Origin of the sequence: Streptomyces sp. NPDC017890, from assembly GCF_044328675.1 — a bacterium.
Taxonomy (GTDB): domain Bacteria; phylum Actinomycetota; class Actinomycetes; order Streptomycetales; family Streptomycetaceae; genus Streptomyces.
In genome coordinates this window covers 77,337-102,831 of sequence record NZ_JBIRHU010000020.1, presented here as the reverse complement: position 1 = coordinate 102,831, position 25,495 = coordinate 77,337, and the positions used below count along the sequence as shown (strand labels likewise).

Sequence of the window (25,495 nt, the reverse complement as noted above, 5' to 3'; positions counted from 1 at the left end):
GCACCACGGTCCTACGGCAAGACGCCGTCCGCGCTCACGTCAGAAACCCGCGCAGCAGCGCCGCCGTTCCCGCGCAGTGCTCCCGCGCGGTCTCCCGCGCCCCCTCCGCGTCCCCGTCGAGCACGGCCGCCACGAGCGCGGTGTGCTGCCGCTGGGAGTGCTCCAGGTTGCGCACCAGCAGCGGAATGCAGTCCAGCAGGTCGTTGAGGGTGGCCCGGACGGCCGCGTACTGCGCCGCCAGGGCCGGTGAGCCGCACAGCTCCGCGAGGGTGAGGTGCAGCATCGTGTCCAGCCGCCGGTACTCGGCCAGCGGCGCCTCCCGCGTGCCGGCCAGCGCCTCCCGCAACCGCGCCGCCTGCGCGTCCGACAGTCCGTGCGCCGCGCACAGCCCGGCCGCGCCCGCCTCCAGCACCTCCCGGAAGCGCAGTACGTCCTCGATGTCGACCCCGGCGACCCGGCGCCGCAGCTCGTCCTGGCCGCCCGCGTCCGCTCGGGGCAGCACGAACGTTCCGCCGTACCGGCCGCGCCGGGCCTCCACGAGCCCCTGGTCCTGGAGGACCCTCAGCACCTCCCGCAGCGTCACCCGGCTGACCCCCAGCCGCTCCGCGAGCTCCCGCTCGGCCGGCAACCGCTCGCCCCCGGACACCAGCCCCAGCCTGACGACCTGGAGGATCTGCTCCAGCGCCTCCTCGAAGCCGTTGCCGGCCCGCACCGTCCGCAGCACCGGTACGAGCCGGTCCGTCACGCTCCCGCCGGTTTCCTCCGGCATGCGGCCGCGCCCCCTTCCCAAGCAATGGTTCTCGGTCATACCTTATGGCTCCCGGCAGAAGGAGGCTCTCCCCGTGCCAGACCGCACACCCCCGCTCGGGGTCGAGGAACTGCACGCCCTCGTCGCGGGCGGTGAGATCGACACCGTCGTCCTGGCCTTCCCCGACATGCAGGGACGCCTCCAGGGCAAGCGGTTCGCCGCACGCTTCTTCCTCGACGAGGTCCTGAGGCACGGCACCGAGGGCTGCAACTACCTCCTCGCCGTCGACGCCGACATGAACACCGTCGACGGATACGCGATGTCCTCCTGGGACCGCGGCTACGGCGACTTCGCCATGCACGCCGACCCGGACACCCTGCGCCGCCTGCCGTGGAACGAGGGCACCGCCCTGCTCGTCGCCGACCTCGCCTGGGAGGACGGCTCCCCGGTGCTCGCCGCACCCCGCCAGATCCTCCGGCGCCAGCTGGAGCGCCTCGCCGGCCGCGGACTCACCGCGCAGGTGGGCACGGAGCTGGAGTTCATCGTCTTCCGGGACACCTACGAACAGGCCTGGAACGCGGACTACCGCGGCCTGACCCCGGCCAACCAGTACAACATCGACTACTCGGTCCTCGGCACCGGCCGCGTCGAGCCCCTGCTGCGCCGCATCCGCAACGAGATGGCCGGAGCCGGCCTCACCGTCGAGTCCGCCAAGGGCGAGTGCAACCCCGGCCAGCACGAGATCGCCTTCCGCTACGACGAGGCCCTGGTCACCTGCGACCAGCACGCGGTCTACAAGACCGGCGCGAAGGAGATCGCCGCCCAGGAGGGCATGTCCCTCACCTTCATGGCCAAGTACAACGAGCGCGAGGGCAACTCCTGCCACGTCCACCTCTCCCTCGCGGACGCCGGCGGCAACAGCGTCATGGCCGACGGCCACCAGGGCGGCATGTCCGAGGTCATGCGGTACTTCCTCGCCGGACAGCTGGTGGCGCTGCGCGAGTTCTCCCTCCTCTACGCCCCGCACATCAACTCGTACAAACGCTTCCAGCCCGGCTCCTTCGCCCCGACCGCCGTCGCCTGGGGCCACGACAACCGCACCTGCGCCCTGCGCGTCGTCGGCCACGGCCGCTCGCTCCGCTTCGAGAACCGGCTCCCCGGCGGCGACGTCAACCCGTACCTCGCGGTGGCGGGCATGGTCGCGGCCGGTCTGTACGGCGTCGAGCAGCGGCTGGAGCTGCCGGAACCCTGCGCCGGCAACGCCTACACCGCCGGATACGAACACGTCCCCACCACGCTGCGCGAGGCCGCCGAGCTCTGGGAGAACAGCACCCTCGCCAAGGCCGCCTTCGGGGACGAGGTCGTCGCCCACTACCGCAACATGGCACGCGTCGAACTCGACGCCTACGACGCCGCCGTCACGGACTGGGAGCTGCGCCGCTCCTTCGAACGCATGTGAGGCACCAGTTGTCCCGGTCAACGCATTCGCCCGGTGAACTGCGGGTACTGAACCCCGCCACCGAGGAACTCGTCGCCACCGTCCCCGCCGCCTCCGCGGCCGACGTCGACGCCGCCGTCGTACGGGCCGCGCGGGCCCAGACCACCTGGGCCGCGCTCGCCCCCGGCGACCGGGCCCGGCTGCTGCGCCGCTTCGCCACCGCCGTCGACGAGCACCTGGAGGAGCTGGCCGGGCTCGAGGTCCGCGAGGCCGGGCACACCATCGGCAACGCCCGCTGGGAGGCCGGCAACGTCCGCGACCTGCTCGACTACGCCGCCGGGGGTGTGGAGCGGCTCACCGGACGGCAGATCCCCGTCGCCGGCGGCCTGGACCTGACGATCCTCGAACCGCTCGGTGTCGTCGGCGTCATCGCGCCCTGGAACTTCCCCATGCCGATCGCCGCCTGGGGTACGGCACCGGCGCTGGCGGCGGGCAACGCGGTCCTCCTCAAGCCCGCCGAGACGACCCCGCTGACCGCACTGCGCCTGGCCGAACTCGCCCTGGCGGCCGGGCTCCCCGAGGGCCTGTTCCAGGTGCTGCCCGGTCGCGGGCCGGTCACGGGTGACGCGCTCGTCGGGCATCCGGACGTGGCGAAGATCGTCTTCACCGGGTCGACGGCCGTGGGCCGGCAGGTGGCGGCCAAGGGCGCCGCCCTCCTCAAGCCCGTCACCCTCGAACTCGGCGGCAAGAGCCCCAACATCGTCTTCGCCGACGCGGACGTGGAGGCCGCCGCGGCCGCCGCGCCCATGTCCTTCCTCGACAACTCCGGGCAGGACTGCTGCGCCCGTACCCGCATCCTCGTCCAGCGCACGGTGTACGACCGCTTCCTCGGCCTCCTCGCCCCCGCGATCGAGTCCGTCCTCGTCGGCGACCCGGCCGACGAGCGCACCGACATGGGCCCGCTGATCTCCCGGGCCCAGCTGGACCGCGTCCGCTCCTACGTCCCCGCCGACGCCGACGGCATCCGCGGCAAGGCCCCCGAGGGCGGCCCCGGCTTCTGGTACCCGCCCACCGTCCTCACCGGCGTCGACGCGCACGCGCGCGTGGCCGTCGAGGAGGTCTTCGGGCCCGTCGCCGTCGTCCTGCCCTTCGAGGACGAGGCCGACGCGATCCACCTGGCCAACGCCACCGACTACGGCCTGTCCGGTTCGGTGTGGACCCGGGACGTCGGCCGCGCCCTGCGCGTGTCGAACGCGGTCCGCGCCGGGAACCTGTCCGTCAACTCCCACTCCAGCGTCCGCTACTGGACGCCGTTCGGCGGGTTCAAACAGTCCGGCCTCGGCCGCGAACTCGGCCCGGACGCGCTGACCGCCTTCACCGAGACCAAGAACGTCTTCATCAGCAACGTCTCGTCGAGCACGGAGGCCTAGCCACTCATGACCGAGGACATCATCTGCCGCCGTCTGGCCGGCCGTACCGCCGTCGTCACCGGAGCGGGCAGCGGCATCGGTCTCGCCGCCTCCCGCCGGCTCGCCTCCGAGGGCGCGAACGTCGTCTGCGGCGACGTGGACGAGACCCGGGGCAAGGCGGCGGCCGAGGAGACCGGCGGCACCTTCGTCAAGGTCGACGTCACCGACCCCGAGCAGGTCGAGGCGCTGTTCGAGGCGGCGTACGACACCTACGGCAGCGTCGACGTCGCCTTCAACAACGCCGGTATCTCGCCGCCCGACGACGACTCGATCCTGGAGACCGGCCTGGAGGCGTGGAAGCGCGTCCAGGAGGTCAACCTCACCTCCGTCTACCTGTGCTGCAGGGCCGCCATCCCCTACATGCGGCGCCAGGGCCGGGGGTCCATCATCAACACCGCGTCCTTCGTGGCCCGGATGGGCGCGGCCACCTCGCAGATCTCGTACACCGCGTCGAAGGGCGGCGTCCTCGCCATGTCGCGTGAACTGGGCGTGCAGTTCGCGCGAGAGGGCATCCGCGTCAACGCCCTCTGCCCCGGCCCCGTCAACACCCCGCTCCTCCAGGAGCTGTTCGCCAAGGACCCGGAGCGGGCCGCGCGCCGGCTCGTCCACATTCCGGTCGGACGGTTCGCCGAGGCCGAGGAGATCGCCGCCGCCGTCGCCTTCCTGGCCAGCGACGACTCCTCCTTCGTGAACGCCACCGACTTCCTGGTGGACGGCGGCATTTCCGGGGCATACGTCACACCGCTGTAGACAGCCGCGAGCGGCGTCCTACAGTGCCGCAATGAGCATGACGCCGCCGCCCGGCTGGTACCCCGATCCGTCGGCCCCGCACCAGGAACGCTGGTGGGACGGCACGGCCTGGACGGAGTACCGGCGTACACCCGGGACCGCCGGGTACGGGACGCCCCCGCCCCCGCAGCAGCATCCCGTACCGCAGCCGGTGCGGCAGCGGCCGGTGCAGCAGATGGAGCCCGGCCGGTCGTCGACCGTGCCGTTGTTCACGGGCGGTGCGGCGCCGCGGCAGCCGGGCGGCGGCACCGGGCGCGGGAGGGCCGTCGCCCTCGTCACCACCGCGGCCGTGCTGGTCGCGGCGGTCGTCACCGGCGTTCTCCTCCTCGGCGAGGACGACGGTGGCGGCCCCGGGACGCCGGCTCCGCCGGCCACGGCAGCTTCCACCGACCCGGCACCGGCGGGTACGACGCCGACGCCCACCGCACCCGCCGTCGACGACCCGGCCGTGGTCGAGGACCCGCTCAACGGCATCACCTTCCCGCTGCCGGACGGCTGGGTCCGGCCGAAGCACGTCGCCCAGGACGACGTCATGATGACCACGGACGGCACCTACGACTGCCCCGCCGACGGCGGCGTGTGCCGGCACGGTCTCGTCATCTCCCGCACGGTCACGGCGAACGCCGAGTCCTCCCCGAAGGCCCTCGCCCAGCAGGACGTCGAGGACGCGGCCGACGACGCGTACGACCGCGACCGGATCGGCAACAAGCCCTTCGGCGGCATCGAGTCCCACGAGGAAGTGGCGTCCGGGCCGGTCGCGGTCGCCGGACGCGCCGGCTACTACGTGCGCTGGCGGGTGACGACGGCCGAGGGGCCCGGCGGGTACGTGCAGTCGCTGGTGTTCCCCTCCACCGTCGGCACCGAGTCCCCGATCCTCGTCCGCTACGTCTTCGACGCCGGGGAGGAGGGGCCGCCGCTCGACGACATGGACCGGATCACCGAAGGCATCCGGCCCGTCGGCGACGCGGCCACCGGCGGCGGGGTGGGCAGCGGCCTCGGCCCGTCGGACTGATCGGGCCGCTCTACAGGAAGGTGTGTCCCTCGCCCCGGTACGTCGGCACCGTCGCCGTCACCGCGTCCCCCTCCACCAGGTGCAGCGCGTCGAACCGCTCGCACAGCTCACCGGCCTTGGCGTGCCGGAACCACACCTTGTCGCCGATGAGGAGGTCGTCGGCGGGCGACCCGAGCAGCGGTGTCTGCACCTCGCCGGCGCCCTCCTGGGCGTCGTAGCGCAACCCCTCGGGGAGGTACGGCACCGGCAGCCGGTCGGCGCCGGGCGCGCCGGAGGCCGGATAGCCGCCGCCGAGGACGGTCACGGCCCCGACCCCCGGCCGCCGTACGACGGGCTGGGCGAACAGCGCGGCCGGCCGGCCCCGGAACGACGTGTAGTTGTCGAACAGCCGCGGCACGTAAAGCCCGGACCCGGCAGCGATCTCCGTGACCGCGTCCTCCGCGGCGGTGTGCTGCACGCTGCCCGTGCCACCGCCGTTGACGAACTCCAGGCCGGGCACCACGGCCCGGACCGCCCGCACCACCGCGGCACGCCGCTCGGCCAGCTCCCTGCGGGCGGCGGCCTGCATCAGCCGCACCGCCCGCGAACGCAGCGGCCGCCCGGCCACCGCGTCCCCGACCCCGGCGACATGGCCCTCGTACGCCATGATGCCGACGACCTCGAAACCCGGCCGGCGGACCACCGCGCGGGCCAGGTCGGCGACCTGGGCGGGGGAGTGCAGTGGGGAGCGCCGGGCCCCGACCCGCACCCGCCCCCCGAGCAGTCTCAGCGAGGTGTCCAACTCCAGGCAGACCCGCAGGACTTCCCGGCCGCCGTCGCGCGCGGCGTCGATGAGGTCCAACTGCGCCGGGTCGTCGATCAGCACGGTGACCGCGGCGGCGAGCCCCGGGTCGGCGGCCAGCTCGGCGTACCGGGCGCGGTCCGCCGACGGATAGGCGAGAAGGACGTCCTCGAAACCGGAGCGAGCCAGCCACAGGGACTCGGCCAGCGTGAACGACATGAGGCCCGCGAAACCGTCCCTGGCCAGGGTGCGTTCGAGCAGCGCCCGGCAGCGCACGGACTTGCTGGCGACCCGGATCGGCTTCCCGCCGGCCCGGCGGACCAGGTCGTCCGCGTTGGCGTCGAAGGCCTCCAGGTCCACGATCGCGACGGGGGCGTCCACATGAGCGGTGGCCCGGTCGTAACGGGCCCGGTCGGCGGCGCGCGCAGTCATGGTCGCAGCCTGCCAGACAGGATTACCGCAGGGTAGGGGGACGTTCCGGGCCAATGCCACGGGCGCGCGGACTGGTTCCCCGCCGGACGGGGCCACGCCGTAGAGTGACGCGCACGCACGGCCGAACGGCCTTGGCGGCAGGTCCTCGGGTGCGCCCGGGATGGCGGTCGGCCCGTGCGGGTATGCGTGCCCGGGACGGATCGGTCCGCGCCGGGCCGGGGCAGGAGACCACATCACCGGCCCGCGTCGGAGAACGGCCCGGGCCCGAGGAAACGGGGGGTGCATGAGTACCGAAGCACGCCGTGCCTCCCTCCCCTCGCGCCCCTCGACCGCGCCCCGCTCCGACACCCTCCCGGACACCGACCCGCCGCCTCGCCCGGACGCGCCGCCGCGTCCCGCCGCCGACGCGCTGCCCGCCGCCGACGCGCACCCCCGTACGCCGGCCCGCCCGGACGCGCCGCCGCGTCCCGCCGCGCCGCCCCACCCGGCCGTCCCGCCACGCCCCGCGCAGGCACCGGGGGCGCCCGGTGCCGACACGACTGAAGCGGACCAACGCCCTCCGGGCACGTCGGCTCACACCACCGGACGGCCCGCAAGGGTCCCGCGGCCGAACACCGGGGCCGCCTCCGCCGAGGACGCCGACACCGTTGCGGGCCGCCGTCCGGCGACGGGCGAGGGACCGGCGCACGGACACGGCGTGCGGCGGCTCACGGACACGTCGGACGACCGGGCGTCTTCGGAGGGCGGGGGCACCGGGAGTGCCCCGCCGCCCTACCCGCGTTTCCGGGTCGCCCGCTCCCACGGCACCGACCCGGCGCCCCCGCCACCGTGCGCCTCCGCCCGCTTCCCCGACGCCCCGCCGACCGTCGGCCACGCGGCCCCGGGCGGCAGCGGCACACCGCGGGCGGACCACGCCGCCGTGACCCCGGCACGTCGTACGGGCGCCCTTGCGGGGTCCCCGCCCTCAGACGCCGCGCCGGGAGCGGTGCCGCCGCAGCGTCCGGCGGGGCCCCCCGCGCGCCATCCCGGCGTCCCCGCGCAGACCCCGTCCGAGACGACCAGACGCCTCCGGCCGATCCCGCCGGAGCCGGGGCCTGAGCCGGAGCAGAGGCCGGATACGGACCCGGAGCTGAAGCAGGAGACGGAGACGGACCCGGAGCCGAAGTGGGAGCGGGAGCGGGTGCGGATGTCACGACCGGCGGCCCAGCCGGCGGAAGGCTCTGTGGGTGCCCCCGACCCCGCCCTGTCCTGGAGCGCCCCGCCGGCGCCCGGCGGCGGGCGGCCGAGGGTGTCGTTCGCGGAGCCCGAGGGGTACGACGGGCTCGCCCGGCCGCGACCGCTGGGCGGGCGGCTGCGGCCCCAGGCCGTCGCCGCGGCCGTCTGCCTCGTGCTCGGGACGGGGCTCCTCACCGGTGCCGTCACCGGCAGCTGGCTCGCCGGGGACTCCGGGGACGGCGGCGCGCGCACCGCGTTCACCGAGGCCGGGGAACTGTGGCACAGCGTCCCGGTCGACCGGCTGTTCCCGCCCACCGTGCAGGGACAGGGCGCCGGTCCCGGCGGCGCCGACCGCACCTGGACGCGTGTCGCCGTCGCCCCGGACAGCGACTGCGCGGGCGCCTTCGACCCGCTGCTGGCCAAGGTCCTCGACCCGGTCGGTTGCCGGCGCCTGTTGCGCGCCACCTACACCGACGCCACCCAGAGCCACGTCACCACCGTCGGCCTGCTCTTCGCCAAGGCCGACGCCGCCGCCATGACCTCGCTGGCGGGCCGGTTCGAGAAGGAGGGCCTGGGCCGCCGCGCCGACCTCATGCCGCTGCCGTACGCCGCGAAGGACACCGTCGCCGCCGGCTTCCGCGCCCAGCAGCGCGCCTCGTGGACCGTCTCCGTCCTCACCGACGCCCCCGTCGTCGTCTACGCCGTCTCAGGCTGGGCCGACAACCGCACCGTCGACGAGCCGGAGCCCGCCGAGGAGGCCATGGAGTCCGGCGCCACCTCGGCCCCCGCCGAGGCCGGCCTCGGCCACGAGGCGCAGGGCCTCGCCGACCGCGTCGAACGCGCCCTGCGCAAGAACGTCGGCCCGGCCACGGAGCACCCGTCGTGAACGCCTTCGACACCCGCCGGTCGGGCGGCGCCCTGGGTCTCCTGCTCGCCGCCGCCCTCGTCCTCGTCCCGGCACCCGCCGCGCACGCCGACGGCATCCGCCCCCAGCAGTGGGGCCTGGACGCCATGCGCACCCAGGAGGCGTGGCGCACCACCCAGGGCGCCGGCGTCACCGTCGCCGTCCTGGACACCGGCGTCGAGGCCGACCATCCCGACCTGGCCGGCAACGTCCTCACCGGCAAGGACCTGGTCGGGTTCGGCGCGGGCGAGGGCGACCGCGAATGGGCCCGGCACGGCACCGCCATGGCCGGGATCATCGCCGGTCACGGCCACGGCGCCGGCAACGCCGACGGCGTCATGGGCATCGCCCCGGAGGCGAAGATCCTGCCGGTGCGCGTGATCCTCGAGGACGGCGACGACTCCCGCGCCAAGGCCCGCAAGACCCGCGGCAACGCCCTCGCCGAGGGCATCCGCTGGGCCGCCGACCACGGTGCCGACATCATCAACCTCTCTCTCGGCGACGACTCCGCCTCCGCCCACCCCGAACCCGCCGAGGACGAGGCCATCCAGTACGCCCTGAAGAAGGGCGTGGTCGTCGTCGCCTCGGCCGGCAACGGCGGCGAGAGCGGCGACCGCATCTCCTACCCGGCCGCCTACCCGGGCGTGATCGCCGCGACCGCCGTCGACCGCTACGGCACCCGTGGCTCGTTCTCCACCCGCCGCTGGTACGCCACGGTCAGCGCTCCGGGTGTCGACGTGATCATCGCCGACCCGGACCACAGGTACTACGAGGGCTGGGGCACCAGCGCCGCCGCCGCCTTCGTCTCCGGCGCCGCCGCACTGGTGAAGTCGGCCCACCCGGACCTCACCCCGGCCCAGGTCAAGAGCCTCCTGGAGGACACGGCCCGCAACGCCCCCGCCGCGGGCCGCGACGACTCCCGCGGTTACGGCTTCGTCGACCCCGCCGCCGCCATCGAGGCGGCCGGCCGCCTGGCACCGGAGGGCCTGAAGGCGGCGGCGTACGGCGACGAGTACTTCGGTTCCGGTCCGGACGCCCCCGCCTCCGACGACGACACGTCGGCCTGGGCGGCGCCGCTGGCCGGCGGCGCCGGCGGCGTCCTGGTGGTCGCGGCCGTCGTCCTGTGGCGGGGCCGCCGCGAACGCTACGACGACTTCTGACCCGGGGCGGCCTCCCCGACCGCATCGCCCCGGCCGGCCGCATCACCCTCGTCGGCAGCGAAGACGGACACCGCGGCCCGCGCCGCCGCCTCGGTCAGCGAGATTCCCTCGGCACGGGTCGCGTGGCCCCGCGAGACCACCGCCACCAGGCGGTCATGGCCGCCCGACGTGACCCGCCCGATGCTGTTGACCACCCACAGCCCGGTGGTGCTGCGCCGCAGCCAGCCGTTCTTCAGCGCCCACGCCGAACCGCCGGAACCGTCGGCCGCCGCCGACACACCCCACCGCTGGCCGTCGGCGATCCGCCCCATCAGCCTCCGCACATACGCACGGGAGGCCTCGCTCAGCTTCGAGCCGTCCGCCACGAACACCTGCCGCAGCAGGGCGAGCCGGTCGGCGGCCGTGGTCTGCGTCAGCCCCCACAGCGGGCCCTCGCCGCCCGCGGTCCGCGTGAGCCCGAAGCGCTCGTTCGCGGCGTCGAGCCCGTCCGCCGCCCCGATCGCCCGCCACAGCGCCGACGCCGAGTCGTTGTCACTGTTCTCGATCATGGCGACGGCGTACGCCTTCTCACCCGCCGTCAGCGCACGCTCCGTGTCCTGTGCCCGGAGCAGGAGCGCCGTCAGGATGTCGACCTTGACGACGCTCGCCGTGTCGAAGACACCCGCGCCGTACGAGGCACTCTCGCCGGAGTCGGCGTCGAGCACCGCCACCGACACCTCGGCGCCGTCCGCCACGGTCACCGACGCCATGGCCGCGGCCAGCGGCGCGTCACGGTCCACGACCGGCCCGACCCAGTCCACCGATGCCTCCCCGCCCACGGATGCCGAGGCCGACGACGATACGGCGCCGCCCGCACCCGGGCGCGCGTGGCCCTGCCGGTACACGGCCCCCGGCCGCGGTAGCGCCCACGACGGCGAACGCGATCAGGGCGGCACCGACCGGCACGCGCCGCCGGGTACGCCGGGCACGGCGAGTTCTGGAGGACTCCATGCCCGAGAGGTTCCAGGCGGTGGCTGTGAGGTCCGTGGGACGGACCTCGAACGCCCCTCAGAGATCCATGAGAGGTCGGTGAGGACCGCCCTCCACCCCCCGATAGGCTCGGGGACCGTGGCGAACAAGAACATTCCCGACTCCGGCTACTCCGACGACGACGGCTCCGCCGACCCCCGGCTGAGCGCGGCGCTCGCCGCGTGGGCCGAGGACCGCACCGCGCTGGCACCCGTGCTGGAGGCGCTGCGGGGTGCCCGCCTGCTGGTGCCGGTCGTGGCCGTGCTGGGTGAGGCCGAGGAGGACGAGAACGGGCTGCGCCGCGAGAAGACCAGCGACATGGCGGTGCCGACCCTCAAGGCCGGCGACCGCACCGCCCTGCCCGCCTTCACGTCCACCGACTCGCTCGCCCGCTGGGACGCCGGTGCCCGCCCCGTCGCCGTACCCGTGCACCAGGCGTTGCAGGCCGCCGCGCACGAGAAGGCGGACACGGTCGTACTGGACCTGGCCGGACCGGTGCCGTTCGAGCTGACCGGAGCGGTACTGCTGGCGCTGGCCGAGGGCCGTACGACGACCGACCCGCTCGCCGACCCGGCGGTCACCGGGGCCGTACGCGCCGCCGTGGCCGCCGAGCCCGCCGTGCTGCGGGCGCACCTCGGGCCGGGACGGGCCGACGGCACCCTGGCGCTGCTCCTGGACCCCGCGGTGGACCAGGCGCGCACCGCCCGCGCCGTCGCCGAACGCCTGGCCGCCGACGAAACACTGAGGGCCCGCCTGGAGCGCGGCCTCGACCTGGCACTGCTGCCGGCCGGGGCGACGCCGCCGGGCGAGCCCTTGTACGTGCGGGGGTAGGGGAGCGGCTCAGCCGTAGACCGGGCCGGTGTACTTCTCGCCCGGACCCTGGCCCGGCTCGTCCGGCACGAGCGACGCCTCACGGAAGGCCAGCTGGAGCGATTTCAGACCGTCGCGCAGCGGAGCCGCGTGGAAGGAGCTGATCTCGGTCGCGGTCGCGTCGAGCAGGCCGGCCAGCGCGTGCACCAGCTTGCGGGCCTCGTCCAGGTCCTTGTGCGCCTCGCCCTCCTCGCTCAGGCCCAGCTTCACGGCGGCGGCGCTCATCAGGTTGACGGCGACCGTCACGATCACCTCGACCGCGGGAACCTCGGCGATGTCGCGGGTCATGGCATCGAAGTCGGGCGTCTCAGGAGGGGTCTCACTCATGCCGCACACGATAGGGCCCCGCACCGGCCCTCTTGACAGCAGGAGGGCCGGGAGGCACCGGTTAGCGCACACGTTCCGGAGCTGCTAACCTTGTGTAACGACCGGTCGGACACGCACGCCCCCACGGCAGCGGGCCCGGCCCACAAGTGGAGGCTTCGAACTCCCACCTGGCCGTCCCACGGACGGCGGGTCACCGGTCAGGCGGTCCCGTCCCAGCGACGGCGACCGGCCCGAAATCGCGCCCCGCGGCCATCGCGGCGGTGCTCCGGTAGTAGTTCGAGGAGCCCCGCCTGTGATCGTCCGGGGCATTTTTGTTGCGCCGGCGCGGTTAGGTCTATCGAACACAGACGTTACGCGGCTGTCCGCCAGACCGTCGCGTGGTGCTACCGAGGAGGATCCATCAGCGCCGAGCCCCGCATCAACGACCGGATTCGCGTTCCCGAGGTGCGACTTGTCGGTCCCAGCGGCGAGCAGGTCGGGATTGTCCCGCTTGCCAAGGCCCTGGAGCTTGCGCAGGAGTACGACCTCGATCTCGTCGAGGTCGCGGCGAACGCCCGTCCGCCCGTGTGCAAGCTCATGGACTACGGGAAGTTCAAGTACGAGTCGGCCATGAAGGCCCGTGAGGCGCGCAAGAACCAGGCGCACACGGTCATCAAGGAGATGAAGCTCCGGCCGAAGATCGACCCGCACGACTATGACACCAAGAAGGGTCACGTCGTCCGGTTCCTCAAGCAGGGCGACAAGGTCAAGATCACGATCATGTTCCGTGGTCGCGAGCAGTCCCGGCCGGAGCTCGGCTACCGACTGCTGCAGCGTCTCGCGGAGGACGTGGCCGACCTCGGGTTCGTCGAGTCGAACCCGAAGCAGGACGGCCGAAACATGATCATGGTCCTCGGTCCGCACAAGAAGAAGACCGAGGCGATGGCCGAGGCTCGCCAGGCGCAGGAAGCCCGCAAGGCCGACGCGAAGGCCAACCCCGGCAAGTCGCAGAACGCCGCGGAGGCCGACGACGTGGACGCCGAGGCCCCGGCCGAGGCTCCCGCCGAGGCGTGACTCCGGGGGACACCGTCCCCAGGACGTAACCGATACAAGCGACGCTCCACCGTGCCCGGTTTCGCGACCGGGCATCGGAGCGCCACCGACGAGGAGAGAACGGCGCTATGCCGAAGAACAAGTCGCACAGCGGTGCCAGCAAGCGCTTCAAGATCACCGGCTCCGGCAAGGTGCTCCGTGAGCGCGCCGGCAAGCGCCACCTGCTCGAGCACAAGTCGTCCCGTGTGACGCGTCGCCTCACCGGCAACGCCGAGATGGCCCCGGGCGACGCCGCGAAGATCAAGAAGCTTCTCGGCAAGTGACGTACGGGCGCCACTGAGCGCCGTACGGCAGGACCGGGACCCAATCGATACCGGGCCGCGTGAGGACCACCGCGGCCCCGCTACAAGGAGTTAAAAAGTGGCACGCGTCAAGCGGGCAGTCAACGCCCACAAGAAGCGCCGGGCGATCCTCGAGCAGGCCTCCGGCTACCGCGGTCAGCGTTCGCGCCTGTACCGCAAGGCCAAGGAGCAGGTCACCCACTCGCTGGTCTACAACTACAACGACCGCAAGAAGCGCAAGGGTGACTTCCGCCAGCTGTGGATCCAGCGCATCAACGCCGCTGCCCGCGCCAACGGCATCACGTACAACCGCTTCATCCAGGGCCTGAAGGCCGCCAACGTCGAGGTCGACCGCAAGATCCTCGCCGAGCTGGCCGTCAACGACCCGAACGCGTTCGCCGCGCTCGTCGAGGTCGCCCAGAAGGCGCTGCCGAGCGACGTCAACGCGCCGAAGGCCGCGTGACGCTGCGCTGGCTTTGAGTCGACGTGACTGGACCCGCAGGTGTGAAGCCTGCGGGTCCTGTCGTTGCCGTCCGTCACTGTCCTTCTCGGGTGCGGGTCCGCTGTGGCCGGTCGCGCCCACGCGGCGGAGCGCGTATTGACACGTCCCGCGCCCCCGACGGGGCGCCGCACAGCCCGCGTCGATATCTGTGAAGGTGAAGAAGAGAGCATGCGTCCCGCCAGTCCCGAGCTGATCTCCCCCCGTTCTCCCCGTGTCCTCGCCGCCCGGCGGCTGGACAAGCGGAACTTCCGGGGGAAGGAGCGGCTGTTCCTGGCCGAGGGGCCGCAGGCCGTGCGGGAGGCCGCGGAGCACGGGGAGACACTGGTGGAGCTGTTCGCCACCGTCGAGGCCGCCGAGCGCTACGCCGACATCGTCGGCACGGCCCGTGACGCGGGTGCCCGCGTCCACCTCGCCGCCGAGCAGGTGATCGAGGACATCTCCACCACCGTCACCCCGCAGGGCCTGGTCGGGGTGTGCCGGTTCCTCGACACGCCCTTCGACGAGATCCTCGCCGCCCGTCCCAAGCTGGTCGCCGTCCTCGCCCACGTCCGCGACCCCGGCAACGCCGGCACCGTGCTGCGCTGCGCCGACGCCGCGGGCGCCGAGGCCGTCGTACTCACCGACGCCTCCGTCGACCTGTACAACCCCAAGGCCGTACGCGCCTCCGTCGGTTCCCTGTTCCACCTGCCCGTCGCCGTCGGCGTACCCGTCGAGCAGGCCGTCGCCGGCCTCCGGGACGCCGGGGTCCGCGTCCTCGCCGCAGACGGCGCGGGCGAGCACGACCTCGACGCCGAGCTGGACGAGGGCACCATGGGCGGCCCGACCGCCTGGGTGTTCGGCAACGAGGCCTGGGGGCTGCCGGAGGAGACCCGCGCCCTCGCCGACGCCGTCCTGCGCGTTCCGATCCACGGCAAGGCCGAGAGTCTGAACCTCGCCACCGCCGCCGCCGTATGCCTCTACGCGTCGGCGCGTGCACAGCGCGCCGCCGGAGGGTGCCGCTCCGTCACCGAGAGCTAGTAGGGTGACCAGCTCAAGGCCCCTGCGCGGTTGAGAGGTGGGGTACGGGGATGAGCGTCGGCACGAGCAGCGCACCGGGAGAACGGGAGGCGCCGCGTCCGCCCGCGCCCCGAACACCCGGCGATCTCGCCGGCCTCGGCATCGACCCGGACCAGCTGCCCGACGGCCTGGTCGTCGCCGACGAGCACGGGCGGGTCGTCTGCTGCAACGCGGCCGCCGCCCGCATCACCGCCACCCCGGCCGCCGAAGCCCTCGGACAGCGGCTGGAGAAGGCGCTCCCCCTGGAGGACCTCGAGGGCCGGCGCTGGTGGCAGCTGACCGACCCCTACGGCGGGCTCGCCATCCGCGTCGGCCAGCCCGAGCGCAACCTCCTGCTCCCCGGCGGCCGCGAAGTGCTCGTCTCCGCCCGCTACGTCCGCACCGAGCGCCTCGGCCCCGTCCACCGCGTCGTCGTCACCCTCCGCGACACCGAGGCGCGTCGCCGCACCGAGCGCAGCCACGCCGAGCTGATCGCCACCGTCGCCCACGAACTGCGCTCCCCGCTCACCTCCGTCAAGGGCTTCACGGCCACGCTGCTGGCCAAGTGGGAGCGCTTCACCGACGACCAGAAGCGGCTGATGCTGGAGACCGTCGACGCCGACGCCGACCGGGTCACCCGCCTCATCGCCGAACTGCTGGACATCTCCCGCATCGACTCGGGCCGGCTGGAGGTCCGCCGCCAGCCCGTCGACATCGGCGCCGCCGTCGGCCGGCACATCCAGGCGTACGTCGCCGCCGGCCAGGAGGCCGACCGCTTCCTGCTCCGCCTCGCACAGCCGCTGCCCGACCTGTGGGCCGACCCGGACAAGGTCGACCAGGTGCTGAGCAACCTGCTGGAAAACGCGGTGCGGCACGGCGAGGGAACCGTCACCATTGACATCACGCCCACGGCGTCACCCCGCGAAGGGGAGGACACCGGCACGTCGGTCACGGTGAGCGACGAAGGGGCCGGCATCCCGGAGGAGTCCATGAACCGCGTCTTCACCCGCTTCTGGCGGGGCAGCAAGCGCGGCGGCACCGGCCTCGGGCTGTACATCGTCAAGGGCATCGTCGAGGCCCACGGCGGCACCATCACGGTCGGCCGCGCTCCGGGCGGCGGCGCCGAGTTCCGATTTACGTTGCCCGTGGCGGCTCCCGCGTACCTCACCTGAGGCGACCCGGGACCCCCACGGGCGCATTCGCCTTCCTCCACCCCGTTAGACTCGGCCTTTGGCACCTTTGTGTCCCGCAGACGGAGACGCCCCAAGCGGAGACGCCCGGAGCGAGACGCTTCGTCCACGAGCCGGTGACGGGGACCATCAGCCAGCCAATCGGAAGCACGGGAAGAGATGTCGGCACCGAATAAGTCGTACGACCCTGTCGAGGTCGAGGCGTTGAAACCGGAAGAGATCGAGCGCATGCGGGACGAGGCGCTCGCCGCCTTCGCCGCCGCGGGCTCCCTCGACGCGCTCCAGGAGGCCAAGGTCGCCCACACCGGCGGCACCTCGCCGCTGGCGCTGGCCAACCGCGAGATCGGCGCCCTGCCGCCGCAGGCCAAGGCCGAGGCCGGCAAGCGCGTCGGCATGGCCCGCGGCGCCGTGAACAAGGCGCTCGCCGCCCGCCAGGAGGAGCTGGAGGCCGAGCGGGACGCCCGCGTCCTGGTCGAGGAGGCCGTGGACGTCACACTGCCCTACGACCGCGTACCGGCCGGCGCCCGCCACCCGCTCACCACGCTCTCCGAGCGCATCGAGGACGTCTTCGTGGCCATGGGCTACGAGGTCGCCGAGGGCCCCGAGGCCGAGGCCGAGTGGTTCAACTTCGACGCCCTGAACATCGGCCCGGACCACCCGGCCCGCGGCGAGGCCGACACGTTCTTCGTGCAGGGCCCGAAGGGCGGCACCGGGTCCGGCGTCGTGCTGCGCACCCACACCTCGCCCGTGCAGATCCGCTCCGCGCTCGACCGCGAGCCGCCGGTCTACGTGATCTGCCCCGGCCGCGTGTACCGCACCGACGAGCTGGACGCCACGCACACCCCCGTCTTCCACCAGGTCGAGCTGCTCGCCATCGACGAGGGCCTGACCATGGCGGACCTCAAGGGCACCCTGGACCACATGGTCCAGTCGCTGTTCGGCGCGGAGATGAAGACCCGGCTGAGGCCGAACTTCTTCCCCTTCACCGAGCCGTCCGCCGAGATGGACATGCTCTGCTACGTCTGCAAGGGCGAGTCCGTCGGCAACCCCGACCGGCCCTGCCGCACCTGCTCCAGCGAAGGCTGGATCGAGCTCGGCGGCTGCGGCATGGTCAACCCGCGGGTGCTCACCGCCTGCGGCGTCGACCCGGAGAAGTACAGCGGCTTCGCCTTCGGGTTCGGCATCGAGCGGATGCTGATGTTCCGCCACAACGTCGAGGACATGCGAGACATGGTCGAGGGTGACGCGCGCTTCACCCGGCCGTTCGGGATGGAGATCTGATGCGGGTCCCGCTTTCTTGGCTGCGGGAGTACGTCGACCTGCCGGCCACGCAGACCGGCCGCGACGTCCAGGCCAAGCTCATTTCGGCCGGGCTCGAGGTCGAGACCGTCGAACACCTCGGTGCCGACCTCAAGGGCCCCCTCGTCGTCGGCCAGGTGCTGACCATCGAGGAGCTGGAGGGCTTCAAGAAGCCGATCCGCTTCTGCACCGTCGACGTCGGCCAGGCCAACGGCACAGGTGAGCCGCAGGAGATCGTCTGCGGCGCCCGGAACTTCGCCGTCGGCGACAAGGTCGTCGTGGTCCTCCCCGGCGCCACCCTGCCGGGCGGCTTCTCGATCTCCGCGCGCAAGACCTACGGCAAGACGTCCCACGGCATGATCTGCTCCGGCGACGAGCTGGGCATGGGCGACGACGGCAGCCACGGCATCATCGTGCTGCCGCCGGAGACCGAGGTCGGCAAGGACGCCATCGAGCTGCTGGAGCTGGTCGACGAGGTCCTGGACATCGCCGTCACCGCCAACCGCGGCGACTGCCTGTCCATCCGCGGCGTCGCCCGCGAGGCCGCCATCGCCTACGGCCTGCCGCTGCGCGACCCGGCCCTGCTCGACGTACCCGGGCCGAACGCCTTCGGCTACCCGGTGAAGATCGCCGATCCGACCGGCTGCGACCGCTTCACCGCCCGCACGGTGACCGGCCTCAGCTCCGAGGCCCGCTCCCCGATCTGGCTCCAGCGGCGCCTCCAGAAGGTCGGCATGCGCCCGATCTCGCTCGCCGTCGACGTCACCAACTACGTGATGATGGAGCTCGGCCAGCCGCTGCACGCCTACGACCGCTCCCTGGTCCAGGGCACCATCGGCGTGCGCCGGGCCGAGGAGGGCGAGAAGATCGTCACCCTCGACGGCACCGAGCGGAAGCTGCACGCCGAGGACCTCGTCATCACCGACGACCGCGGCCCGATCGGGCTCGCCGGCGTCATGGGCGGCGCCGACACCGAGATCGCCGACCACGACGACGCCGGGAACCCGACGACCGACGTGGTGATCGAGGCCGCCCACTTCAACCAGGTGGCCATCGCGCGCACCGCCCGCCGCCACAAGCTGTCCTCCGAGGCCTCGCGCCGCTTCGAGCGCGGCGTCGACCCGCAGGCCGCGGCCGCCGCCGCCCAGCGGACCGTCGACCTGCTCGTGCTGCTCGCGGGCGGCACCGCCGAGGCCGGCGTCACCGAGATCAGCGCCCCGTCGGCGCCGCACACCATCAGCATGCCCGCCGACCACCCGGACAAGGTCGCGGGCGTGACCTACGGCCGCGAGACCGTCGTACGCCGTCTTCAGGAGGTCGGCTGCGATGTGTACGGACAGGACGAGCTGATCGTCACCGCCCCGTCCTGGCGGCCCGACCTCACCGACCCCAACGACCTGGCCGAAGAGGTCATCCGCCTGGAGGGCTACGAGAACCTGCCCTCCACGCTGCCCCGGCCCCCGGCGGGCCGCGGCCTGACCTCCCGGCAGCGGCTGCACCGCCGCGTCGGCCGGGCGCTGGCCGGCGCCGGCTACGTCGAGGCGCCGAACTACCCGTTCGTCAGCGAGCAGGTCTTCGACCAGCTCGGGCTGGACGCCGACGACCCGGCCCGTCGTGTCGTCAAGCTGGTCAACCCGCTCAGCGACGAGGAGCCCGCGCTGCGGACCTCGCTGCTGCCGGGCCTGCTCGGCGCGCTGCGCCGCAACGACGGCCGTGGCTCGCACGACCTGGCCCTCTTCGAGACGGGCCTGGTCTTCCACCCGCGCGACGAGCAGCGCATCGCCGCCGGGCTGCCCGTCGACCGGCGCCCCGGCGAGGACGACCTCGCCGCGCTGGACGCCGCGCTGCCCGACCAGCCGCGGCACGTCGCCGTCGCCCTGGCCGGCGCCCGCGAGCAGGCCGGCTGGTGGGGCAGGGGCCGCCCGGCCGACTGGGCCGACGCGGTCGAAGCCGCCCGGACCGTCGCCCGTGAGGCCGGCGCCGAACTGGGCGTCCGCAAGGGCCAGTACGGTCCCTGGCACCCGGGCCGCTGCGCCGAGCTGTTCCTCACCGTGGACGGCGAGGACCGGGTCGTCGGTCACGCCGGTGAGCTGCACCCGCGCGTCCTGAAGGCGCTGGGCCTGCCCGCACGCACCTGCGCGATGGAGCTGGACCTCGACGCGGTGGCGGGGGCCGGCGACGACACCCCGCAGGCACCGGGCATCTCCACGTTCCCGGTCGCCACGCAGGACGTCGCCCTGGTGGTCGACGCGTTCGTCCCGGCGACGGAGGTCGAGGCCGCGCTGCGCGAGGGCGCCGGTGAACTGCTGGAGTCCATCCGGCTGTTCGACGTCTACGACAACGCCGAGCAGCTCGGCGAGGGGCGCAAGTCCCTCGCGTACGCGCTGCGCTTTCGCGCGGGGGACCGGACGCTGACGGTCGACGAAGCGTCGGCTGCGCGGGACGCGGCGGTCGCCCTCGCGGGCGAGCGGGTCGGAGCGGTGCTGCGCAGTTAGCGGTTCGCCCAGGGGCGTGGGGTCGGTGCCGGCCGGCGACTGCGGGCAGCCGATGGCCGGTCGCGCGGTTCCCCGCGCCCCTGGAGGGACGTCACCCTGACGCCGACAAGGGGCGCGGGGGAACCGCGCCGGCAACCATGACGCACCCGCGGCCGGGAACGCGCCCGCACCCAGAACGGCGTTCAGTCGCCCCGCACAACCGGCGGAGCCGTCCGCCCCGCCACGGAGTGTCGGGCAGGCAGCCGGGCGGACGGCGTGGAACGGGCCGCCGCACTGTACGAGGGGGAGCCGGCGGCCCGGCCGGCCTCTTTCGAGGCCCTTCAGTCAACCGGCCCGGGAACTCTCCGCGACAGCGCGCACACCGTACGGATGCGCGTACTCCGTTCACACCCCGTGTGAGGACCGAAGCACTACGCTGTCGGCACCGAGTCACCGGGGGGCACCCATGCAGCCCAACACCCTGCTCGACGCGATCCTGGACGAGGCCGGGATCTCGCACGCCGGACTGGCGGCGCACGTCAACCAGGCCGGGCGGGCGCGCGGGCTCGCGCTGAAGTACGAACACACCGCCGTCGCGCGGTGGTTGAAGGGGCAGCGGCCGCGCGGCCAGGTACCCGACCTGATCTGCGAGGTCCTCGCGTCCCGGCTGCACCGCCCCGTCACCCTCGACGACATCGGCCTCGGCGTGCCCGGCGAACCGGCCGCCGCGCACACCGGTTCGCTGTCCGGCTTCGTGGAGCGCGCGACCGCCCTGTGGCGCTCCGACCAGCAGGAGCGCCCGCACATCCTCGGCGCCCCCGCGCTCACCGGCACGCCCGCCGTGATGCCGGTGTGGGAGTGGGAGAACCCGCCGGAGGACGTGGACGTCTCCCGCGGGGGCCGGCACCGGGTCACCGCGGGCGACCTGGAGATGCTGCGCTGCGCCCGCGCCCACTACGAGCAGATGTACCGCAAGGCCGGCGGCATGGCGACCCGTGCCCGTATCGTCGGTTTCCTCAACTCCGAGGCCGCCCCGCTGCTGCGCGGCAGCTACACGGACGCCATCGGCCGCCAGCTCCACCGGGCCACCGGCGGCCTGGTCGCCGTCGCCGGTATCTGCGCGTACGACTCCGACGCGCACGGCCTCGCGCAGCGCTACTTCCACCAGGCCCTGCGGCTCGCGAAGGCCAGCGGGGACCGGGGGCTCGGTGCCTACGTCATCGCGCTGCTGGTCAACCAGGCGCTGTTCATGCGGGAGAACCGGCAGGCCGTGGCCTTCGCCGAGGCCGCCCTGCGCGCCGCCGGCCGGCACATCACTCCGGCGCTCGCCTCCGACCTGTACGCGATGCAGGCGAAGGCGTACGCCCACCTCGGCGACGGCACGAGTGCCCTGTCCTGCATCCGGCGGGCCGAGCAGGCCGCCGAACGCATCCGGCGCGGACACGAACCCGACGAGACCGGCTATGTCCAGCCCGGCCTGGTCAACGTCCAGGTCGCCGAGGCCCTGCTCAGCCTCGGTGAACTCGCGGCGGCGGGGGAGCACGCCGCGGCGGCCGTCGACAACCCCGCGCACGACCGGGGCCGTGTGCACCGGCTCGCCATACTCAGCACGATCGAACTGCGCCGGGGCAACGCCGACAAGGCGGCGGCCACCGCGGTGGAGATGGCCGAACAGGCCCGGGGCATGGAGTCCCGGCGCCTGCGCGACAGACTCCGCGCGGTGCGCGAGCACCTGGTGCGCAGCGGCTGCGCGGGCACGGCCGAGGCCGCCGAACTCATCGACGGTGCCCTGCGCGTACCGCTCTGACGCTCCGGCCCCGGGCACACCGCGCCCACCGCTGCGCCCCCGAGCGGCCGTCGTGCGCCTGCTGCCGGGCCGCTGCTGCTGCGATATTGCCACCTACCCAAGGAAAGGTGGCAGAACAGTGCAGTGGACGAAACAGAACGAACAAACCGTGTACTCAAATCGCTGGTTCAGCGTCAATCTCGCCGACGTCGGGCTACCGGACGGCCGGCACCTCGACCACTTCCTCATACGGATGCGCCCCGTCGCCGCGGCCACGGTCGTCAACCAGGCGGGCGAGGTCCTCCTGCTGTGGCGGCACCGTTTCATCACCGACAGCTGGGGCTGGGAACTCGCGGCCGGTGTCGTCGAGGACGGCGAGGACGTCATGGTGGCCGCGGCCAGGGAACTGGAGGAGGAGACCGGCTGGCGGCCGGGACCACTGCGCCACCTCATGAGCGTGGAACCGTCCAACGGGCTCACCGACGCCCGGCACCACATCTACTGGGCCGACGAAGGCACGTACGTCGGACACCCCGTGGACGACTTCGAGTCGGACCGCCGGGAATGGGTCCCTCTCAAGCTCGTTCCCGACATGGTCGCTCGCGGGGAGGTCCCGGCCGCCAACATGGCGGCCGCCTTACTCCTGCTGCACCACCTCGGGCTCGGGCAGGACACCCCGCCCGGCCGGGGCGGCGCCTAGCGTCCGAGGGCCTGCCAGACCGTGGCGCCCAGGGCGCCCACGGACGTGACGACCGCGACCGAGGGAAGCGGCCAGCGGGCGTGCTCCAGGGCGGTCAGCCGTGCGTTGAGATCCTCCAGCTCCTTGGCGGCCTCCTCGGTGCGGTGGGAGAGCAGGGCCAGTCCGCCCTCGACGCGGGCGTAGGCCACATCCAGCCGGCGTCGTAACTCTGCGAGTTCTCCCTGTGCGACGGAATGCTCGGGATCGGCGGTCACGAACCGCTCCTTTCCGTAGTCGTCTCACATCCCTTGCATGTGCATGGTGAGTCAACTCGCCTGGTGGACACAGGGGGAGAGTGTGCGAACGGCATATGCGAGCCCGGGACGCACACGCCGTGTGAATGCCGCGGGCCCGGCACCTGCCAGGTACCGGGCCCGCGACGCGTCGCTCTGCGTGATCAGCCGTAGGTGTAGAAGCCCGATCCGCTCTTGCGGCCGAGCCGGCCCGCGTCGACCATCCGCTGGAGCAGCGGGGGAGCGGCGTACAGCGGCTCCTTGTACTCCTCGTACATGGAGAACGCGACCGACGCGACCGTGTCCAGGCCGATCAGGTCCGACAGCTTCAGCGGACCCATGGGGTGGGCGCAGCCCATCTCCATGCCGTTGTCGATGTCCTCGCGGCTGGCGATGCCCGACTCGAACATCCGGATCGCCGAGAGCAGGTAGGGGATCAGCAGCGCGTTGACCACGAAGCCCGAGCGGTCCTGGGCGCGGATGGAGTGCTTGCCCAGCACCTTCTCGGTGAAGAGCTGCGCCCGGCTGAGCGTGCCCTCGGAGGTGGTGAGCGCCGGGATCAGCTCGACGAGCTGCTGCACCGGGGCCGGGTTGAAGAAGTGGATGCCGATGACGTGGTCGGGCCGCGAGGTGGCGACCGCCAGCTTCACCAGCGGGATCGACGAGGTGTTGGAGGCCAGGATGGCGTCCGGCCGGGTCACGACCTGGTCGAGTACCTGGAAGATCTCCGTCTTGACCTGCTCGTTCTCGACGACGGCCTCGATCACCAGGTCACGGTCGGCGAACTCGCCGAGGTCGGTGGTGAAGCTCAGCCGCGCCTGCGTCGCGTCCCGCTCCTCCTCGGTGATCTTCCCGCGTTCGGCGGCCTTGCTGAGCGAGTTGTACAGCCGGGTCCGGCCGATCTCCAGCGCCTCGCCGGTGGTCTCGGCGACCATCACGTCCAGACCGGAGCGGGCGCACACCTCGGCGATGCCCGCCCCCATCTGACCGCAGCCCACCACGCCGACGCGTGCGATATCTCCCGAGATGCCGGTCACATCGTCCCTTTCGCTGACTCCACGACTCCAGGCAGGTCCGCCGGGGTCCCCGGCGTCTGCTCCGATCGTGCACGTTACCTCCGAATGGCCACGGATCCGTCCTCCGGGTCGGGCATGCTGAGAGCCAGTCCACGATCCGTGACCGCGCGGATCCGCAGCGTTCAGGAGGTCCTCCCATGGGCCGTGTCTCGCGTCGTGCCTTCACGGTGGCGGCGTTGTCGGCGTTCACCATGGCCCCCGGGGCGTCGGCGGCGCCGGTCCCGTCCGGCACGCGGACCCCGCCGACGGCTCCGGGCCCCGCCGGGAAGCCGCCCGCCCGCAGTGCCGTCACCGGGATGCGGGGGATGTGGCTGGCCACGGTGGCCAACCGCGACTGGCCCACGCGCCCGGGGCTGCGCGCGGCGGAGCAGCGCGCGGAACTCGTCGAGCACCTCGACACGGCGGTCCGGCACCGTCTCAACACGGTGATCTTCCAGGTGCGGCCCACGGCGGACGCGCTGTGGCCGTCGGCGTACGAGCCGTGGTCCCAGTACCTGTCCGGCAGCCAGGGCCGCGACCCGGGATGGGACCCGCTGGGCACGGCCGTGGAGGAGGCCCACGCCCGTGGCCTGAAGCTGCACGCCTGGTTCAACCCGTACCGCGTCGCCACGCACGACGACCCGGGCCACCTCGTGCCCTCGCACCCCGCGCGCAGGCACCCCGAGTGGGTGGTGCCGTACGGCGGGAAGCTGTACTACGACCCGGGGCTTCCCGAGGTCCGGGCCTTCGTCCAGGACGCGATGATGGACGCGGTGGAGAAGTACGCCGTGGACGGCGTCCATTTCGACGACTACTTCTACCCCTACCCGGTGGCGGGCGAGAGCTTCGACGACGGCGCCACCTACCGCACCCACGGCAGCGGCTTCGCCACCAGGGCCGCCTGGCGACGGGACAACATCGACCTGCTGGTGCGCGAGACGGCGGCCCGCGTCAAAGAGGTCCGGCCGGCCGCCCGCTTCGGGGTCAGCCCGTTCGGGGTGTGGCGCAACGCCGCCACCGACGCGGCGGGCTCGGACACCCGGGCCGGTGTGCAGACGTACGACGACCTGCACGCGGACACCCGCAAGTGGGTGCGCGAGGGCTGGATCGACTACATCGTGCCGCAGCTCTACTGGAACATCGGTCTCGCCGCCGCCGACTACGCGAAGCTGCTCCCCTGGTGGGCGGAGGTGGCCAGGGGCAGCCGGACGCAGCTGTACGTGGGGGAGGCGCTGTACAAGGCCGGTGACCCGGCACAGCCCACCGCCTGGCAGGACCCGGCCGAACTCTCCCGGCACCTCACGCTGGCGGAGCAGCACCCCGAGGTGCGCGGGCACGTCTTCTTCGCCGCGAAGGACGTCGCCGCCGACCGGATCGGCGCCATGGCGCGGGTGAGTGCCGACCACTACGCGCAGCCGGCCGGCACCTCCCGCTAGGACGGGCGTCGGCTACAGCTGGATCTCCCTGTGCCGGATCTCGGAATCGGGACCGGGCGAGCACACCGCCTCGTGCCCGTCCTCGAACCGGACCCGGTACGGGGGAGCGCCCTTCTCGCCCATCACTTCGACGATCTCCGCCACCTTGTCGTGTTCACCGACCACCCGGCCGTGCTGGACCAGCTGGTCGCCCTTGGTTGCGTGCATCTGTGAGGCCTCC

At 73.2% G+C, this 25,495-nt stretch carries 24 protein-coding genes; 17 read left to right on the top strand and 7 right to left on the bottom strand.

The features are described from left to right. Positions 1-34: 34 nt before the first annotated feature. Entirely contained in the window at positions 35-769 is a 735-nt protein-coding gene (locus tag ACH4F2_RS25700) for a FadR/GntR family transcriptional regulator (RefSeq protein WP_398135096.1), read from the bottom strand. A gap of 73 nt (positions 770-842) precedes the next feature. Between ACH4F2_RS25700 and ACH4F2_RS25695 the strand changes: the two genes are divergently transcribed. The 4 genes from ACH4F2_RS25695 to ACH4F2_RS25680 are packed head-to-tail and all read left to right on the top strand — an operon-like array spanning position 843 to position 5,456. Further along, a complete protein-coding gene (locus ACH4F2_RS25695) occupies positions 843-2,207 on the top strand; it encodes a glutamine synthetase family protein (protein WP_398135095.1) in 1,365 nt (454 codons plus the stop codon). Positions 2,208-2,215: 8 nt separating this feature from the next. Then, complete coding sequence (locus ACH4F2_RS25690; RefSeq protein WP_398135094.1) at positions 2,216-3,616, top strand: aldehyde dehydrogenase family protein; 1,401 nt, start codon at positions 2,216-2,218, stop codon at positions 3,614-3,616. 6 nt (positions 3,617-3,622) lie between these two features. Beyond that, entirely contained in the window at positions 3,623-4,405 is a 783-nt protein-coding gene (locus ACH4F2_RS25685; RefSeq protein ID WP_398135093.1) for a 3-oxoacyl-ACP reductase, read from the top strand. 37 nt (positions 4,406-4,442) lie between these two features. Beyond that, positions 4,443-5,456 (top strand): DUF2510 domain-containing protein, encoded by a 1,014-nt coding sequence (locus ACH4F2_RS25680; RefSeq protein WP_398135162.1) that lies wholly within the window; start codon positions 4,443-4,445, stop codon positions 5,454-5,456. 10 nt (positions 5,457-5,466) lie between these two features. Here ACH4F2_RS25680 and ACH4F2_RS25675 read toward each other — a convergent pair whose 3' ends face one another. Beyond that, complete coding sequence (locus ACH4F2_RS25675; protein ID WP_398135092.1) at positions 5,467-6,669, bottom strand: amino acid deaminase/aldolase; 1,203 nt, start codon at positions 6,667-6,669, stop codon at positions 5,467-5,469. Positions 6,670-6,952: 283 nt separating this feature from the next. Between ACH4F2_RS25675 and ACH4F2_RS25670 the strand changes: the two genes are divergently transcribed. Together ACH4F2_RS25670 and mycP are read left to right on the top strand one after the other, a co-directional pair. Further along, positions 6,953-8,770: a hypothetical protein gene (locus tag ACH4F2_RS25670; RefSeq protein WP_398135091.1), complete on the top strand. Its 1,818-nt coding sequence runs from the start codon at positions 6,953-6,955 to the stop codon at positions 8,768-8,770. After that, complete coding sequence (gene mycP / locus ACH4F2_RS25665; protein WP_398135090.1) at positions 8,767-9,948, top strand: type VII secretion-associated serine protease mycosin; 1,182 nt, start codon at positions 8,767-8,769, stop codon at positions 9,946-9,948. The genes ACH4F2_RS25670 and mycP overlap by 4 nt, the downstream gene beginning before the upstream one ends. On the opposite strand, the gene ACH4F2_RS25660 is transcribed toward mycP, so the two are convergent. Further along, positions 9,933-10,748, bottom strand: a complete 816-nt coding sequence (locus tag ACH4F2_RS25660) for a hypothetical protein (protein WP_398135089.1) — start codon at positions 10,746-10,748, stop codon at positions 9,933-9,935. The genes mycP and ACH4F2_RS25660 overlap by 16 nt on opposite strands. 307 nt (positions 10,749-11,055) lie before the next feature. Between ACH4F2_RS25660 and ACH4F2_RS25655 the strand changes: the two genes are divergently transcribed. After that, positions 11,056-11,787 carry an SseB family protein gene (locus tag ACH4F2_RS25655; RefSeq protein ID WP_398135088.1) on the top strand — a complete coding sequence of 244 codons (732 nt, stop codon included), beginning with the start codon at positions 11,056-11,058 and terminating at the stop codon, positions 11,785-11,787. 9 nt (positions 11,788-11,796) lie between these two features. Here the strand turns inward: ACH4F2_RS25655 and ACH4F2_RS25650 are convergent, their stop codons facing one another. After that, positions 11,797-12,153, bottom strand: a complete 357-nt coding sequence (locus ACH4F2_RS25650; protein ID WP_398135087.1) for a DUF1844 domain-containing protein — start codon at positions 12,151-12,153, stop codon at positions 11,797-11,799. Between the two features lie 399 nt (positions 12,154-12,552). Here ACH4F2_RS25650 and infC point away from each other — a divergent pair, with 399 nt between their 5' ends. The 9 genes from infC (at position 12,553) to ACH4F2_RS25605 (ending at position 22,512) form a co-directional block, all read left to right on the top strand. Continuing rightward, positions 12,553-13,206: a translation initiation factor IF-3 gene (gene infC, locus ACH4F2_RS25645; RefSeq protein ID WP_398135161.1), complete on the top strand. Its 654-nt coding sequence runs from the start codon at positions 12,553-12,555 to the stop codon at positions 13,204-13,206. Positions 13,207-13,313: 107 nt separating this feature from the next. Next, positions 13,314-13,508, top strand: a complete 195-nt coding sequence (gene rpmI / locus ACH4F2_RS25640; protein WP_003977225.1) for a 50S ribosomal protein L35 — start codon at positions 13,314-13,316, stop codon at positions 13,506-13,508. 97 nt (positions 13,509-13,605) lie between these two features. Then, positions 13,606-13,989, top strand: coding sequence for a 50S ribosomal protein L20 (rplT, locus tag ACH4F2_RS25635; protein ID WP_003977226.1), 384 nt, complete (start codon positions 13,606-13,608; stop codon positions 13,987-13,989). A 207-nt stretch (positions 13,990-14,196) separates the two neighbouring features. Next, positions 14,197-15,045: a TrmH family RNA methyltransferase gene (locus tag ACH4F2_RS25630; protein ID WP_398135086.1), complete on the top strand. Its 849-nt coding sequence runs from the start codon at positions 14,197-14,199 to the stop codon at positions 15,043-15,045. A 50-nt stretch (positions 15,046-15,095) separates the two neighbouring features. Continuing rightward, positions 15,096-16,235 carry an ATP-binding protein gene (locus tag ACH4F2_RS25625; RefSeq protein WP_398135085.1) on the top strand — a complete coding sequence of 380 codons (1,140 nt, stop codon included), beginning with the start codon at positions 15,096-15,098 and terminating at the stop codon, positions 16,233-16,235. Between the two features lie 177 nt (positions 16,236-16,412). Continuing rightward, on the top strand, positions 16,413-17,534 hold the full coding sequence (gene pheS / locus ACH4F2_RS25620) for a phenylalanine--tRNA ligase subunit alpha (RefSeq protein ID WP_398135084.1): 1,122 nt from the start codon (positions 16,413-16,415) through the stop codon (positions 17,532-17,534). Further along, a complete protein-coding gene (gene pheT / locus ACH4F2_RS25615) occupies positions 17,534-20,047 on the top strand; it encodes a phenylalanine--tRNA ligase subunit beta (protein WP_398135083.1) in 2,514 nt (837 codons plus the stop codon). Before pheS ends, pheT begins: the two co-directional genes overlap by 1 nt. Before the next feature lie 445 nt (positions 20,048-20,492). After that, positions 20,493-21,833, top strand: a complete 1,341-nt coding sequence (locus ACH4F2_RS25610) for a transcriptional regulator (RefSeq protein WP_398135082.1) — start codon at positions 20,493-20,495, stop codon at positions 21,831-21,833. Positions 21,834-21,951: 118 nt separating this feature from the next. Then, the gene (locus ACH4F2_RS25605; RefSeq protein WP_398135081.1) at positions 21,952-22,512 is read left to right on the top strand and encodes an NUDIX hydrolase; all 561 of its coding nucleotides are present in this window, start codon (positions 21,952-21,954) and stop codon (positions 22,510-22,512) included. On the opposite strand, the gene ACH4F2_RS25600 is transcribed toward ACH4F2_RS25605, so the two are convergent. Next, entirely contained in the window at positions 22,509-22,766 is a 258-nt protein-coding gene (locus tag ACH4F2_RS25600; protein WP_398135080.1) for a hypothetical protein, read from the bottom strand. The genes ACH4F2_RS25605 and ACH4F2_RS25600 overlap by 4 nt on opposite strands. A 182-nt stretch (positions 22,767-22,948) precedes the next feature. Next, positions 22,949-23,821 (bottom strand): 3-hydroxybutyryl-CoA dehydrogenase, encoded by an 873-nt coding sequence (locus tag ACH4F2_RS25595; RefSeq protein ID WP_398135079.1) that lies wholly within the window; start codon positions 23,819-23,821, stop codon positions 22,949-22,951. Positions 23,822-23,997: 176 nt separating this feature from the next. Here ACH4F2_RS25595 and ACH4F2_RS25590 point away from each other — a divergent pair, with 176 nt between their 5' ends. Then, positions 23,998-25,275 (top strand): glycoside hydrolase family 10 protein, encoded by a 1,278-nt coding sequence (locus ACH4F2_RS25590; RefSeq protein ID WP_398135078.1) that lies wholly within the window; start codon positions 23,998-24,000, stop codon positions 25,273-25,275. Positions 25,276-25,287: 12 nt separating this feature from the next. On the opposite strand, the gene ACH4F2_RS25585 is transcribed toward ACH4F2_RS25590, so the two are convergent. Next, positions 25,288-25,482, bottom strand: coding sequence for a DUF1918 domain-containing protein (locus ACH4F2_RS25585; RefSeq protein WP_398135077.1), 195 nt, complete (start codon positions 25,480-25,482; stop codon positions 25,288-25,290). Positions 25,483-25,495 lie beyond the last annotated feature (13 nt).